We start from the raw sequence: 14,174 nt of genomic DNA, 5'->3' as shown, positions 1-14,174 counted from the left end.
CCTTATCTTTTCAATGTCTTCAGTTCATGAAGCAGCAGTTTTTCCGCCTGCGCGCGAATGTCCCGGAAGTCTTCTTCATGAAACCGCTCTCCGTGCCTTCTAAAGACCGGATGCCGCTCCAAATCGTCAAAAATCAGGCTGAAATCCTGAAATTCCTGCATTTCTTGCAATAGCTCCTGAAAAAAAGCGTCCCGTTCAATTCCAGACAAGGCGGCATCTGTTTGATCTTCGATCGCGGTAAGCCAGATGAACGCGTCTTCCTCCCGCTCTTCTTCATGGAAGATGTCAAGGATCTCGTCCACGATGCCGGCCTGTCCTTCCGCCAAATAAGAGGGTGTTTCTCCTGTCAATACCATCTTGACGCATGCCGGCTTGCCTCTGTTTCTGAAAGATTGAAGGGCATCCTGCATCAGGCTGATCAGCTCTGTCATCTGCTTTGTCCCGGAGATATCGATGCTGGCCGTTTCCCACAGAACATCCGATAAGGCTTTAAATTCGAAGGACAGTTCTCCGCCGCAAACATTGACGAGATAGCAGCCTTTCTCTCCCGTTTCCTTCATGTGCCGCGATTGTGTGTTTCCCGGATAAATCACCGCCGGTTCGGAGGCTGAAATGACCTGTCTTTTATGTATATGACCAAGCGCCCAGTAATCCATCCGGCCGTTTTTTAAATCTTGAAGGGAAAAAGGACAGTACGGATCATGGCCGCTCTCCCCGGAAAGCGTCCCATGAATCATGCCGATATGCAAGGGCGCGTCGGTCGTTTTTTTGATTTCAGCAGCCTTATTGGAATAAACAGAGCGCTCGGGATAGCTGTAGCCGTAGATGCTTGCGGCGAGCCGGCCGTCTTTGTAAAACGATTTTTCTTCAATGTCTTCCGACGAGAAAATGTGGACGTTGTCCGGCCATTCAATCGGCGTCCAATCGCCGCCCAGATGATCGTGATTGCCAAAAATCACATAGACTTGGATGTTGTTCTCTTTCAGCTTTAAAAATTGCTTTCTCAAAAACATCTGTGCTTTTAAACTGCGGTTTGCTTCGTCGAAAAGATCGCCGGCAAGCAAAATGAAGTCGGCCTCTTCATCAATCGCAAGCTTAAACACATTTTCAGCGCTTTTAAATGTGCTGTTTTTGATCCGCCGGTAAACCTCTTCGGGTAGCCGGCTGATGCCGTGAAACGGACTGTCCAGGTGCAGATCGGCCGCATGAATGAAAGTGATGTTTGTCAATCTTCTGCTCCTTTTCATAAAATATTCTGCTCCCATTCTATCACGGGTTGAAAGCGAATGCACGTTCTACTCTTTGCACGAAAAAAGCAGCTTTTCTTTCAAGCTGCTTTTCTCTTTCATTATCGATCTTTTGACAGACGAAGCGCCTGTTTGATATTTTTCAATCCGCCGCCGCTCGTGTACATGAGCACGCCGCCTTTATACACCCTCGCCCCGATGACGGCGAGAATCACAATGGTGAGAGCGGTAATGCCGATGCCGAGTGCCGCTTCCCAAAACGGAATATCAAGCACGCCGACTCTGAGAAACATGATCATCGGCGCAAAGAACGGAATGAATGAAGTAACGGTAATGAACGTTGAATCTGGTGTGCTTAGCCCGACCATGGCAATTACGAATCCTGCGACGACCAGCAGAATCATCGGCGAAATCATCTGCTGAACATCTTCAATCCGGCTGACGACGCTTCCGAGAAATGCCGCAAGAGTTGCGTAGAGGAAGTAGCCGAGCATCAAGAAAATGGCCGCGTACACAAGCGTTGCAGTAGGTACGCCGGAAATGTCAAGAAATCCTTTAATCATATCGGCTGCATCCCCTCCCTTTTCCTGGCTGGACTGGAGCGAAAGATAGCCGACAAGAAACAGCGCGGCAATCTGTGTCAATCCTAACAGAGCGACGCCGAACAGTTTGGCGAACATTTGCTGGACAGGCGGCACGCTGGAAATTAAAATTTCCATCACGCGGGAAGACTTTTCCGTCGCAACTTCTGTCGCGATCATTGACGCGTACGTCAAAACCGAAAAATAGATGACAAACAGCACAACATATACAAGTCCTGTCGCCTTTTGAAGCTCTTCCTCGGTTTTCGCGCCTTCTTTCAAGGCGACACTGTTGACTTTTACCGGTGTAAACAGTTCACTCAGCTTTTCCTGTGGTACGTTCAATTCAGCCGTTCCAACGGCAACCTTTGCTTGTGAGAGCGCCTGTTCAATCGTGGAGACAGCTGTGGAATCAGCGATTTCGAGCGCTTTATACGTTCCCTTCAGCACGCCTTTTTTATCTCTGTCCAGGATTAAAATGCCTTCAAGCTTTTCGTCTCTGACGTCTTTTTCAAGCTCTTTTTCCGGTTTATCCGCTTTTTCGACTTCCAGCGCTTCATCAGTGTCGAGTGCTTTCACTTGCTGGGCAAACGTGTCGTACAGCTGATTTGAACGGTCAATGACGGCGATTTTATCACCCTCTCCGCCGTCATCAAACATGGAAATAATCGATCCCAGATTTGTGACGAGCACGACAAGCGCAAGCGTGATCACCGTTGAAATGATGAACGACTTTGTTTTCAGCTTGCTGAGATATGTATGAAAAAGAACAATCCAAAACTTATTCATAACGGGCACCTACCTTTTCGACGAAAATATCATGCAAAGAAGGCTCTTCAAGTTCAAATTTTCTGATAAACCCGCGTCCTTGAAGCATTGTAAACAGCTCTTGAGAGACTTCTTCATTTTCGACCTGCAGGCGGACTCCTTCGGAATGATCCCGCCATTTGACGATGCCGTCCGCCTCTTTCAAGAAGCTCAAGTCGCCGTCTGCGTGAATCGTGACATTCTTTCTGCCAAAAGAACGTTTGATTTCTTTTAATTTCCCTTGAACGACAGGCGTCCCGCGCTGCAAAATGCAGACGTGTTCGCACAGCTCTTCGACATGCTCCATTCTGTGGCTTGAAAATACAATCGAAGTGCCGTCGTCTTTCAAAGAAATGACCGCGTCTTTTAATAGCTCGACATTCACCGGATCGAGACCGCTGAACGGCTCGTCGAGAATCAAAAGCTCCGGCTTGTGCAGCACGGCCGTGATGAATTGAATTTTTTGCTGGTTCCCTTTGGAGAGCTCCTCAACCTTTTTGTCGGCGTATTCCGTAATATGGAACCGTTCGAGCCACTTCTCCATTTCCTTGAGCGCATTTTGCTTTGTCATGCCTTTCAGGCGGCCAAGGTATACGAGCTGATCTTTCACCTTCAGCTTCGGATACAGTCCGCGCTCTTCGGGCAAGTAGCCGATGCTGTTTGTGATACCGTAGTTAATCGGCTGTCCTTTCCATGTGACAGTACCCTCTGTCGCATTCAAAAGGCCTAATATCATTCGGAATGTCGTCGTTTTCCCTGCTCCGTTGGCGCCGAGCAGACCGAACATTTGCTTGTCTGGAATCTCCAGCGTCAGATCGTTTACAGCTGTAAATGAACCGAACTTTTTCGTGACGTGATCGATTTTGAGCATAATAACTCCTCCTTCCAATTTACAATCATACGTTAGTCATACCATTTTAAAAAGGATTTTTTTGATTTTTATATAATTTTAAACAAATAGATCATATTTTGAGAAAGGGGAAGAGAAATGGAAAGTTATTATGTAACCGTTTTCGATACTGGTGGAGAAACGCTTTTGAATGAGCGATTTGAAGCGGCCGATGATGAAGAAGCGAAAGAGAAAGGAAGAGGAATGCTGAAGGAAAAGCAATTTTTGGAGCATACACACCGGGTAGTACATTCGTCCGGTAAAATCATTGTTTTCCGGAGCTGACTAAAATACGGGGCAAGGCGGCTCTTTTGGGGAAGGTCTCCCGCTGCCGCCTGCCCTTTAATCCGCCAAACACTAGTGGATCATCATAACAATGAGCAGTCCCATGTTGATGAAACAGAGTAAAAACGATAAGCAAGCGACGCCTTTATTTTTTCGCAGAAAATAAAGGCCATTGACCGCCAGCACACAGATGATGACGGCATCAAACAGTCGAAACAGCAGATCCTGCAAGCTGTAGGCCGGAGCGAAAAAACAAATCACAGAGACGATCAGGATGAAAAGGCAAGAAACTGTAATATACATCGTCCATTCTTTCGCTGCGTCAGCCCGCTCATTCTCAGATGAAATCATGTTCTTAAACTCGGGCCTCCTTGTCAGTCGTGATCATTTTGTCCGCGTACAAGGAAGGAGCTTTTCCCACATCTGCCAAAAAGCCTGAAGACGTTAACACAACAGCCAGCGACACCGCGACGAACAACAGTTTAGCTTTCATACAACGCATCTCCCCTTTTGATTTTTCGTCTTGCCTGAGCGCACTTCTCATAGTAAAAAATGGCATCTTCAAGCCGCTCCATTTGATTATAGTACTGGGCTGCGTCTAAAGCCAGCTCTTCAACAGCGGCATATAAATGGTTTGACTCCAAATAATCAAATCCGATTTCCACGGCTTTCCGATCCCCGCCGTCCAAATACAGCCCGGATAGAATGTTAAGCTTGGCCGCGTGTTCTTCATCTCCGAGCGATGCCGCACTTCGGATGCCTTTTTCATAACAGTCGGCCGCTCCGACATGATTTCCCTGTTTTAGACGGACGTACATTAAGTTGTACAGCACTTTTGGAATATATGATGAACTTTCCTGTTCAAAAATGGAAAGGGCGCTCTCCATATGATCTGAGGCTTCCCGGTACGATTCTTGATGGAAATAGCAATTTCCCAAATTAAAATGAGCGGCTGCCGTCAAATGGCTGTTTTTGATTTTCGCGGCGTCTTCAAGCGCGTTGGCCAGGCTTTTCAGCGCTGGTCCGTATGTCATCGATTCAACCCAATTGCCGGCAATGATAAAATCGCAGAAAATCTTTTTTTCTTTTAGCGTCTCATACCGGTTAAAAATGTCGGAAGCGAGCGTCGCATAGTTGATCGATAAATATCTCTGGCTGATATAATAGTAGATTTCCGCCAGCTTATAATAAAATTCCGCTTTTTCAACCTCGTCTTCCAAAGCGCTGACTTTTTGTTCAGCCGTTTTATAGCAGCCGATTGCTTTGACAAACCGCTTTTGTTTGAACTCATACATCCCTTTAAAAAACCAGTAATAATAGTTTAGTAAACCTGTCATTTGGTCCTTTTTCTCTTCTAAGTCGCGGAGGTTTTTTTCAATATTTTCAGTCTTTTGTGGTTTCAAATAGCTGAGCATCAGCTTATGCCTGAATTCGAGCAGCGAATAGTAGAGCAGGACGTCCTGATTTTCTTCCATGTCTTGAAAATCATTTAAAATTTCCGCTTTCAATGATTCACTGGCGGCGATCTGATTTTTCCGAATGGCGTTGTACCAATCATTCAGCTTACTAGCAACGTATTCAGATGGAATCTTCTGTTTCAATTTCCCCGCCTCCCAAGACTTCGTACAGACCTGTGTCCTTATGAATCATTTTATAGAAACTTAAATTTTTTTACAATTGCTTCTGCACATCATTTCCCAAGGTCAATTTCCTGTCGGGCCCTCTTGTTATACTTGCTGACGGTTAAATTGCGGCTGGCGCTTTTCTAAAAATGCGCGGATTCCTTCCTGATGGTCGCTTGTCAGCCTCATTTTCATTTGGGCCGCTTTCTCGAGTTCAAGCGTTTTCTGCAGCCTACCGCCATTCAGCGCCTGATAGATCTTTTTTGTCTCAATCATCGCTGCCAGCGGAGCGTGCAGAAGCTTTTCAAGATAGATGCGCGCAAAACGGCCGGAGTCCCCGCTGAATACAGCGTCTGCGATCCGAAGTTCGTGCGCTTCGGCCCCCGTCAATTGTTTCCCGCTCCAAATCAATTCTTTGGCCGCAGCTTCACCGATTCTCCGCTCTAAAAAGAAGTGTCCGCCTCCGTCGGGAACAAGCCCGATGCCGATAAAATTCATCGCCAGCTTCGCCTCTTTTTCGACCAGCACATGGTCGCAGCTGAGCGCGAGGCTCAATCCCAGACCTGCGGCCGCCCCGTGGACAGCCGCTGTCGTCATCTTCGGCATGCTGTAAAGCTTCACCGCAATTTCAGAAATTGTGTCAATGACGCGGGCAGAGCTGTCTTGATCTCCGGAAGACAGCATCATCTTAATGTCTCCGCCTGCCGAAAATCCTTTGCCGCTGCCTCTCACAAGGAGAAGCAGCGATTCGCTTTCCTCTGCAATACGCAAAGCTTCATTCAGTTCTTCAAGCATTTTTTCATTCAAGGCATTGTACGCCTCAGAGCGATTCAGCACAATTTCAAAAATCCCGTCTTCGTCTTTCCATTTGATATACTCCATCTTGCACCTCCGTGAATACGTTTACAATTGATACTGTTTAAACTATTCCACCTTCGCCCTTTAAAACCTTTTTTTGCTGCCGATTCCGGTTTGATTCCGCAATAAAAAAGCTGCCGGCGATACCGGCAGCAGCTTCTATTCCTGTTGAGAACCGCTTTTTGCCTCCTTCTGAAAAAGCTCAGACAAGTAGCGGATTTTTTCGTTTGTATAGTGTTCAAATCTGTCATTGTACGTTTTCGGGTCTTTCGGGTTGGAGAAGTGTGTGATCTTTCCCGTTCCCGGATCGACGAATTTGCTCGCAGCTCCGCAGCCGATCCCGATAATCGTCTGTTTTTCCTCCATGATCATGATGTTATAGATGCTTTCCTGGCCGGGAAGGGAATAGCCTATATTCTCTAGGTTGCCGAGAATGTTTTTCTGCCTGTACAAATAGTAGGGATGGTAGCCGTGCTGTTTCGTCCACGAGACAGCGTCATCCATCATCGCGACAATCTCCTCGCGGTCAGCCACCTTATACTTATGTTTGTTTTTCGTCATTTCAGACGCGCGCTTAAATGACAGCGTATGGACGGTCAATGATTCGGGCATTAATTTTTCGGTTTCGGAAAGAGAGTTTCTGAATTCTTTTACCCCTTCGCCCGGAAGGCCGATGATTAAATCCATATTGATGTTCGACATGCCGGCATTTCGCGACAGATGATACTTTTCGATCGTTTCTTCGACCGTATGGTGGCGTCCGATCGCTTTCAGCGTTTCATTCTCGTAAGACTGGGGATTAATGCTGATTCGGTCGATGTTCCATTTTTTTAAGACTGCGAGCTTTTCCTCTGTGATCGTATCGGGCCGTCCAGCCTCAACTGTGACCTCGCGGATGTTTTTTACATCGGGAAATGAACGGTACATTTCTTCATACAATAGATCCATTTCTTCAGCGGTAATGCTTGTCGGCGTTCCGCCGCCGAAATACACGGTCGTTATTCTGACATCGTTCTCCTTGAGCCATTCGCCGATTTTTTGCATCTCATAGTGAAGCCCCCACAAAAATGAGCCGACCCGACCGGCTTGTCCTCTGATCGCATACGCCGGAAACGTACAGTAGGCGCACTTCGTCGGACAAAACGGGATGCCGATGTAAATGCTGACTTCTTGACTCAGCTCATACAAATCGGGTACCGCTTTCAGCTGACGGTCAATGATGTTTTGCATCAGTTCGATTTTTTCGTCGTGAATTAAATAATCCCGTTTCAGCTCGGCATGTGCCTCTTCCTTTGGCATGCCGCTCTCCAGCTTTTTATGAAGCAGCTTTGTCGGACGAACACCGGTGAGAATCCCCCATTTCTGAATGATTCCGGTATGCTCCTGAAGCATGCTCAAAAAAACGTAGGAAACGGTATTTTTCACCTGCTTAAACGCTTCCTTTTCCGTCAGTTTGGGGTCAATGTTTTTTGCATATTCCGCTCTAATGTCCGTATCTTTTATCATACCCGAAGCCTTGACGCCGTTCTCTTTCCGGTCGTAGCCGAGAACGATCGCAAGGTCTGCCGGCGCTTCTTCGCCAAAAGCGACTTCGCTTTCTTCAAAGAATAAGTTGGCTATATGCTCAAGCGGTCTCTGGAACCTTTCATCTTGGAGCCCTTCTATATAAATGCGCAATGTCATCACCTTTTTCGTTTCAAAACTTTCTTTAGTGTACAAAAATAAATGGCCAAAATCAATCCGGGAAACAAACATTCCTACGTGGCAGCGATGAATGAATAATCCCCGCATTCGAGTTGAAAGCGGGGATTCTATCAGAATCAGACTTTTTTAATATGGAATTTTTTAAGAAACCCTTTACTTTGCTGCATTCTGAAGTATTCTTTAATCATATAAGCGACGCCCTGTTCATCATTGGAGCGCGTCACCCAATCCGCTTTTTGTTTGACTTTCTGAGGAGCATTGCCCATTGCGACTCCGAGTCCGGCAAGCTCGATCATCGGGAGGTCGTCGATTTCATGGCCGATCGCAACGACATCTTCCATTTTTAGACCGAGGTCGGCGGCGAGCATCGTCAAGCCTGCTTCTTTGGAAACCCCTTTATGGACAATCAGCATTTTTTCCCCCGCTCCAATGATGTCGACGAGAGGAAATGCATTTGTGATCGTCTGCCTGATTTCTTCGGACTGTCCTGTTGAACAATAAACCTCGATCACCGGTGCGCTGACCGGTTCATCCATCAGCATGTCGCTCAGCGAATCGACAAACTGGACGGGATAAAAAATCGGGTCAGACGGGTGAATCATCGTTTTCCCCAGCAGGTTTGAATTCGTTTTTTTCCGGTTTCCAATCGAATATTTTTCATGGAGGATTCTGATATTGCAATCATAGCTTTCCAGTATTTGAACAAGGTTAAATGTCTGTTCTTCGGAAATCCTTTTTTCTAATAAAGGTTCGTCGATTTTGTCCGCTATAATCGCTCCGCTGTGTGTAATCAGCTTCGTATCCAGCTTTAAAGATTTGGCGATTTTTTGAGCGGAGCGAAAATGTCTGTTCGTCACAAGCGTAACATATACACCTTTCTTCTTTGCATATTCGATCGCTTCCTTCGTTGCGGGATGAAGCCGTCCGTTTGTCCGAAGCAGCGTTCCGTCTATATTCAGCGCAAGCATTTGTTTTGACACCAGGAGGTCCCCCTTCTTTGATGACTGAATCTGTTATAGAGGATATGTCCCGATCTCTTTTTTTAGAACAGCCCTCTTGATGCACATACTAAAAAAGCCTGTTTTCACAGACTTTTTACTTCGCATCTTGTGGATACGATCATGATTCTCCCTCATATTCAAAACAGTGAATTCAACGCCCCTTTCGTTCAATTCACCGTATATTGATAACCCCTTTATTTGACCAGCAGACGTGCTTTCAGTCTGTTAATTTCCTCTATACCCCTTATCATTTTGCCGCCAGTCCGTTTTTCATGATCGTATCCCGGCAAAAAAATGAAAGCACTTACATTTAATATTATCGCAACTATTTCATGAATTGACAAGTCTTTTTTTAAATCTTTATGAACGTTATTTGTTCACTTAGTGAAAAAATCCCCTCTTGCCTTGACAAGGGGGGATTTTTTATCAGCTCTCTGGGTTTCCGTAAAGCTCTTCCAAAGGCTTCATGATGATTTTGTTTAATTCAGCAATCAGCATGCTCATCCGCTGTTCCGCTTCCATCAGCTGCGAGATTTTATCATGCTGCTGGACGAGCGCCACGGATTTTTGCGCTTGTTCGACTTCTTCCTGTGTGATGTCTTCGCCGTTCATCTGTTTTTGCTGAAGGTTCATTTGAATATCGCGAAAGTTATCAAACATCTTTTTAGCAGATGGGTCGCCATTCACCTCATCATAAAGATTTTTCAATCGGGAATATTCATCGCTTTGTCGCAAGGCTTGCCCCAAGTCATAAGCCGAGTCATGTAAATTGACCGTCATCCTGATCCGCTCCTTTCCTGCCTGTATTCTTCTTATGGAATCGGCACCACTCCACTATAACAAACTATGGAGCGTTTTTCACAGTTATACGATAATTCCGTTTGAACAGGCCGTCTTCAGCCTCAGATCAAAATTACAAAGATGGCTTGCACGGCTCCGATAATTCCGCCAAGCAGACCGCCTAAATACGTGATCATTTTGAACTCCCGCCTGGAAATGGACAGCACCATTTCTTCAAGACGTTCAACAGGGAAGTTGTCCACCTGTTCCTTGACGATTTGCTCGAGCTCCAGCTGCTTGAGCACTTGATCCAGGCGGCGGCCCGCCTCTTCGAGAAGCCGGTCGGCGATCTGCGGCAGGCGCAAAGCGATATCCCGCTCAACACTGGCAATAGAGGAGCCGATCGTTTTTTCGAAAAACGGCTGAAGCGAGAATCGTTTCAAAAGCTTTTCCTTCAAATCGAAAATGAGAGATTTGAGATTCCATTTGTCATCCGCTTCCTTGAACGTATATTCTTTCAGCTTGTCCCATTCGTTTTCAAGCAGATCCGTTAAAAGACGCGCGGTCTCGCCGTTCTTTAAAAACTTCACAATCTCCGGCTGAACGCGGTCAACCAGACTGCTGTTGCCTAAAAACATCTGCACCATGCTGCCGAGCATGCCCCGTTCTTTCAAAAAATCGTCAATCATATGTCCGAGGCGTTCCTTTCCTTCGCCGCTTTCAAAGTAGGTGACAGCCCGGTTTAAAATATAGCCGGACACCATCGGAATTTTCTCTTTCAGCTTTTTCTGGGCCTCAAGAGGGATAAGCTCTTTGAGCGGTTCATTTTCATGTGCCTCTAACAATGCGGACAGCTTCTCATCCGTCCATCTGGATACCGCCCGATCCGCTTTTTGGGCGGGATTTGAAATTCCGATGCTTTCCAATGCTTCTTCAACGGTGGCCGTTGATTGCGAGAGGTGCGCCAAGATCCGCTCCCCAACCTGCACCGCCTGGCTTTTAACCGCATCGGATGCAAGCCTTTTTTTGATCCCTTCTGTTGTCAGCAGATGGCCTGTGACCATCTGTCCCATCTGTCTCGCCAATTCATCGCGCCTTTTCGGAATTAATCCGGGTGTAAAAGGAACCCTCTTTCCAAATATGTAGACCGCTTTATATGGGCGAAAAAGCATTTTAATCGCAAAATGGTTCGTTACAGCGCCGATAAGTGCACCGACTGCAATCATAACGGCAAAAACCCCAAATACATACATGTTCTTTTCAACTGCCTTCCTTTTTACCTGACATCTTAGCTGCACAGCGTGGGCCTTATGGTCGATCCTCACCGTCTTGCCTAACGTTATTATAGTAGCTGAATAAAAGACGGGCAAATAACGGAATGGAGCAAGCCGCTTCAAAATACAATGGGTCAGATGGCAATTGTATGAAGGGCGCTCTAAAATTTTTAATCATTTCCAATTTACAAAAGCCTATTTCTGCAATCTCAAGCGTATCATGAAACAGAAGTCTATATATTAAAGTTTGCCCGAAGTTTGACAGTCTCAGCCTGTTAAGTCTTGTTTTTCATGAAGGAGGTATAATCATGATGACGCTTGGATTTATGTCGCTGTCGCACGAACATGAAAAAGCCTATGCCGAAGAACTGGCCAAAATGGCTTCGGACTATGGAATCCGGTTTATCCGTTTCACGCCCCTGGATATTTCCCCCGGTTCCCTGCTTGTGAAAGGGCTCTCCTTTCACCCGAAGTCAGGACAGTGGAATGAAATTGAAAGAGAAATCCCGGAATTGATCTATGACCGCTGCTTTTACGGCAGAGATCAGCAATCGAAAAAAGCAAAACCGATTGTCGAATGGCTCAAAAAGTATCCTAAAACAACATTTTTAGGACTCGGACTTCCTGACAAATGGACGGTTTTCAAAGCATTGAATGCCGATCCCGTCATCAAGTCCTACCTTCCTGCCACATCGATTGCAGAAAACGCCCAGGATATCCTGCGCAAGCTTGCAAAAGAAAAAGCGTGCATCTTGAAGCCTGCATCCGGATCAGGAGGCCGCGGCATCATTCACCTCGAGCTTACGGGAAAAACGGTCAAGGCCGCCTACCAAACCGGAAAACACAAACAGCTGAAGTCATTTTCGAAACAGGCTTCATTTGAAACGTGGTGTCAGAAAGTTCTTCAGCACCGCTATTTGCTGCAATCGTTCCTCGATATTCAAGACAAAGACGGTTTTCCGTGCGATATCAGGCTGCTGCTTCAGAAAAACGGCAGTGGAGAATGGGAAACAGCCGGCAAAACGGTAAGGCGGAGCTATCAGCACGGACTGCTTGCAAACCTGGCCGGGGGCTCAGAGGCGGTGAGCTTTGACAGCTGGCTTTTATCCGTGCCGAAAAAGCGCCAGGCCGTCCTTCTCGATGATTTAGAGACAATGGCGCAGGCCGTACCCCTGGTGCTTGAATCAAATCACGGACCATTATTCGAGCTCGGCCTTGATATCTGCCTGACGAAAGACGGAAAAGTCTGGCTTCTGGATGTCAATTCAAAGCCCGGAAAGCACGCTTTTATTAAGCACTCTCCTGAAAAAAGGGAGCTTTTGTATAAAGGTCCTTTGGAGTACTGCTCATTCTTAACGGCTTCAGCCGGCGCGAAAGGGGCTGAGAAAAGATGACCGGTCAACCGCTGACCGTCGGCATCCACCAGACGAGCGAAAACACGATGCTCCTGCCCGCTTCTTTTAAACAGGACGGTTTGCTATTCGCGGCTTTCGGTACAAGTGTTGAACGTTGCCACGTCTCATTTGACAGCCATTTGAAGCGCACCGTTTTATTATCTGAAAATCTGTACAAAAACCTGCGGATTCCGTACCGCGGCAAAGCCTCCCTGATTTTCCGCGACAATACCGTCTATATCGGACCTTTAATCGGGATTTTCACGGCCGGTTTCACAAAATCGCAGCTGGACCCTGTCAGAGGGAGGTCTTTATTTTTTTCGAAGCTTTTGACAATGGATCTCCCGGCAGGAGGCTACAGCTATCTGTTCGGAGCGCACCAGATAGATTGGGAAGAAGGTACAGTGCAGGCTCTCATTTTCAGGGAAAACGGCTGGGAGGAGGCCACAGTCCCCCTTCCCAACGTCGTTTACGACAGACTGCCGAACCGCAAAGCGGAAGAATCCGCCGCTCTGCGGGAAACAAAAACCCATCTTATGGATGAATACCGGATTCCGTGGTTCAACCCGGGCTTCTTTAACAAATGGGAGATCTATAAATGTCTGCAGCAAGACGAGAGGACAGCGGAATTGCTTCCATTTTCGGCATTGGAGCCCGATGCCGGTAAAATCGAAGACATGATCGGTCAATACGGCTTCATTTATGTAAAGCCCGCCGGCGGCAGTTTGGGCAAAGGCATACTCCAGCTTTCAAAACGGGAAGAAAACGGAATTCTCGCCAGACATGCCGAAGGCGTCACATCTTATTCGTCCGCTGCTGAATGTTTAGATGAATGGCAGAGACTGCACAAACATACTTCTTATCTCGCCCAGCAGGGCATCGAACGGATCGAAGTGGATCATCATCCGGCAGACTTCAGGGTTCATACAAACAAAAACGGAAAAGGCCAATGGACCGTCACAGCCATCGCGGCCAAAATCGCTGGAAAGGACGGAATTACAACCCACATGTCGAGCGGCGGCGCCGTCAAAACGCTTGCAGAGATTTATGATGATCCTCAGGAAAGGCTTCACATTCTGCAAAAGCTGACAAAAGCGGCGCTCCTCCTCAGTCGGGTCCTTGACGAAAAGCTTGACGGTTTCATCGGGGAAATCGGCTTTGACCTTGGATTGGACCGTTCGGGAAAGGTGTGGCTGTTTGAAGCCAACTCCCGGCCCGGCAGGGGGATCTTCTCTCATCCCCGTCTGGCATCTGTCAGCCGCTTAACGAAGAAAAGAAGCTTCGAATTTGCTTCTTATTTAACTGAACAGTCCATCCTTAATCCGGAGGACATGTGGCATGACCTCAAGCCGTGAAGAACCCGCTTCTTCACGGTATTTTTTTGAAAAGTTCCATTTGAAAAGAATCTATGATCTTTTCTGTGAATGAGATACAATGATAACAAATCAACGTGTAGTCAGCTCGCTGGATTTTGCCCACCTGAAATCAATGAAGGAGCGTGGCGTTTATGATTTCTCATTTTCAATGGAAGCCGCTGTTTAAAAAAGAAAGGCTTCCCGGCTGGAAAATATCGTTTTATCATAAAGGGATTCACTATGAAGGAATCTATCATAAATCAGGGGAAATCGAGTGGGGCAGCACCTATCCCCCGCATGATGACGAGCCTTCCCTGAAAAGCGAAATTCATGAATTAATGCTCTTTCATATTTACGAATAAAGAAAAGGACGTTGT

General features: G+C 46.7%; 15 protein-coding genes. 4 read left to right on the top strand and 11 right to left on the bottom strand.

Translation table 11 applies throughout. From position 1 onward, the window contains the following. Nucleotides 1–2: 2 nt before the first annotated feature. The 3 genes from KI350_RS16835 to KI350_RS16825 form a co-directional block, all read right to left on the bottom strand. Nucleotides 3–1,247, bottom strand: a complete 1,245-nt coding sequence (locus tag KI350_RS16835; protein ID WP_065643369.1) for a metallophosphoesterase family protein — start codon at nucleotides 1,245–1,247, stop codon at nucleotides 3–5. A 101-nt stretch (nucleotides 1,248–1,348) separates the two neighbouring features. After that, entirely contained in the window at nucleotides 1,349–2,617 is a 1,269-nt protein-coding gene (locus KI350_RS16830; RefSeq protein WP_020450788.1) for an ABC transporter permease, read from the bottom strand. Then, a complete protein-coding gene (locus KI350_RS16825; RefSeq protein WP_020450787.1) occupies nucleotides 2,610–3,506 on the bottom strand; it encodes an ABC transporter ATP-binding protein in 897 nt (298 codons plus the stop codon). The genes KI350_RS16830 and KI350_RS16825 overlap by 8 nt, the downstream gene beginning before the upstream one ends. 117 nt (nucleotides 3,507–3,623) lie before the next feature. Here KI350_RS16825 and KI350_RS16820 point away from each other — a divergent pair, with 117 nt between their 5' ends. After that, nucleotides 3,624–3,809, top strand: a complete 186-nt coding sequence (locus tag KI350_RS16820) for a YhzD family protein (RefSeq protein ID WP_020450786.1) — start codon at nucleotides 3,624–3,626, stop codon at nucleotides 3,807–3,809. A gap of 72 nt (nucleotides 3,810–3,881) precedes the next feature. On the opposite strand, the gene KI350_RS16815 is transcribed toward KI350_RS16820, so the two are convergent. The 8 genes from KI350_RS16815 to KI350_RS16780 all read right to left on the bottom strand — a co-directional run bounded on the left by KI350_RS16815 (nucleotide 3,882) and on the right by KI350_RS16780 (nucleotide 11,027). Beyond that, nucleotides 3,882–4,160 carry a hypothetical protein gene (locus KI350_RS16815; RefSeq protein ID WP_020450785.1) on the bottom strand — a complete coding sequence of 93 codons (279 nt, stop codon included), beginning with the start codon at nucleotides 4,158–4,160 and terminating at the stop codon, nucleotides 3,882–3,884. Nucleotides 4,161–4,164: 4 nt separating this feature from the next. Continuing rightward, a complete protein-coding gene (locus KI350_RS16810) occupies nucleotides 4,165–4,302 on the bottom strand; it encodes a hypothetical protein (RefSeq protein WP_023856549.1) in 138 nt (45 codons plus the stop codon). After that, complete coding sequence (locus KI350_RS16805; protein ID WP_026579963.1) at nucleotides 4,292–5,410, bottom strand: Rap family tetratricopeptide repeat protein; 1,119 nt, start codon at nucleotides 5,408–5,410, stop codon at nucleotides 4,292–4,294. The genes KI350_RS16810 and KI350_RS16805 overlap by 11 nt, the downstream gene beginning before the upstream one ends. 126 nt (nucleotides 5,411–5,536) lie before the next feature. After that, on the bottom strand, nucleotides 5,537–6,313 hold the full coding sequence (locus KI350_RS16800; RefSeq protein ID WP_020450783.1) for an enoyl-CoA hydratase: 777 nt from the start codon (nucleotides 6,311–6,313) through the stop codon (nucleotides 5,537–5,539). Between the two features lie 135 nt (nucleotides 6,314–6,448). Further along, nucleotides 6,449–7,966: a coproporphyrinogen III oxidase gene (locus KI350_RS16795; RefSeq protein ID WP_026579964.1), complete on the bottom strand. Its 1,518-nt coding sequence runs from the start codon at nucleotides 7,964–7,966 to the stop codon at nucleotides 6,449–6,451. 143 nt (nucleotides 7,967–8,109) lie between these two features. Beyond that, nucleotides 8,110–8,973: a Cof-type HAD-IIB family hydrolase gene (locus tag KI350_RS16790; RefSeq protein WP_026579965.1), complete on the bottom strand. Its 864-nt coding sequence runs from the start codon at nucleotides 8,971–8,973 to the stop codon at nucleotides 8,110–8,112. Nucleotides 8,974–9,420: 447 nt separating this feature from the next. Beyond that, nucleotides 9,421–9,774, bottom strand: a complete 354-nt coding sequence (locus tag KI350_RS16785; RefSeq protein ID WP_016886435.1) for a YlbF/YmcA family competence regulator — start codon at nucleotides 9,772–9,774, stop codon at nucleotides 9,421–9,423. A 122-nt stretch (nucleotides 9,775–9,896) separates the two neighbouring features. After that, entirely contained in the window at nucleotides 9,897–11,027 is a 1,131-nt protein-coding gene (locus tag KI350_RS16780; RefSeq protein ID WP_039072581.1) for a DUF445 domain-containing protein, read from the bottom strand. A gap of 329 nt (nucleotides 11,028–11,356) precedes the next feature. Here KI350_RS16780 and KI350_RS16775 point away from each other — a divergent pair, with 329 nt between their 5' ends. The 3 genes from KI350_RS16775 to KI350_RS16765 all read left to right on the top strand — a co-directional run bounded on the left by KI350_RS16775 (nucleotide 11,357) and on the right by KI350_RS16765 (nucleotide 14,159). Next, nucleotides 11,357–12,442, top strand: a complete 1,086-nt coding sequence (locus tag KI350_RS16775; protein WP_020450775.1) for a YheC/YheD family endospore coat-associated protein — start codon at nucleotides 11,357–11,359, stop codon at nucleotides 12,440–12,442. Then, nucleotides 12,439–13,797, top strand: coding sequence for a YheC/YheD family endospore coat-associated protein (locus tag KI350_RS16770; protein ID WP_059231193.1), 1,359 nt, complete (start codon nucleotides 12,439–12,441; stop codon nucleotides 13,795–13,797). Before KI350_RS16775 ends, KI350_RS16770 begins: the two co-directional genes overlap by 4 nt. Before the next feature lie 143 nt (nucleotides 13,798–13,940). After that, on the top strand, nucleotides 13,941–14,159 hold the full coding sequence (locus KI350_RS16765; protein ID WP_171866274.1) for a YheE family protein: 219 nt from the start codon (nucleotides 13,941–13,943) through the stop codon (nucleotides 14,157–14,159). Nucleotides 14,160–14,174 lie beyond the last annotated feature (15 nt).

It is taken from the genome of Bacillus sp. J41TS8 (assembly GCF_018333035.1).
In the GTDB taxonomy this organism is placed as follows: Bacteria; Bacillota; Bacilli; order Bacillales; family Bacillaceae; genus Bacillus; species Bacillus paralicheniformis.
This window is presented reverse-complemented; position numbering and strand designations above follow the sequence as displayed.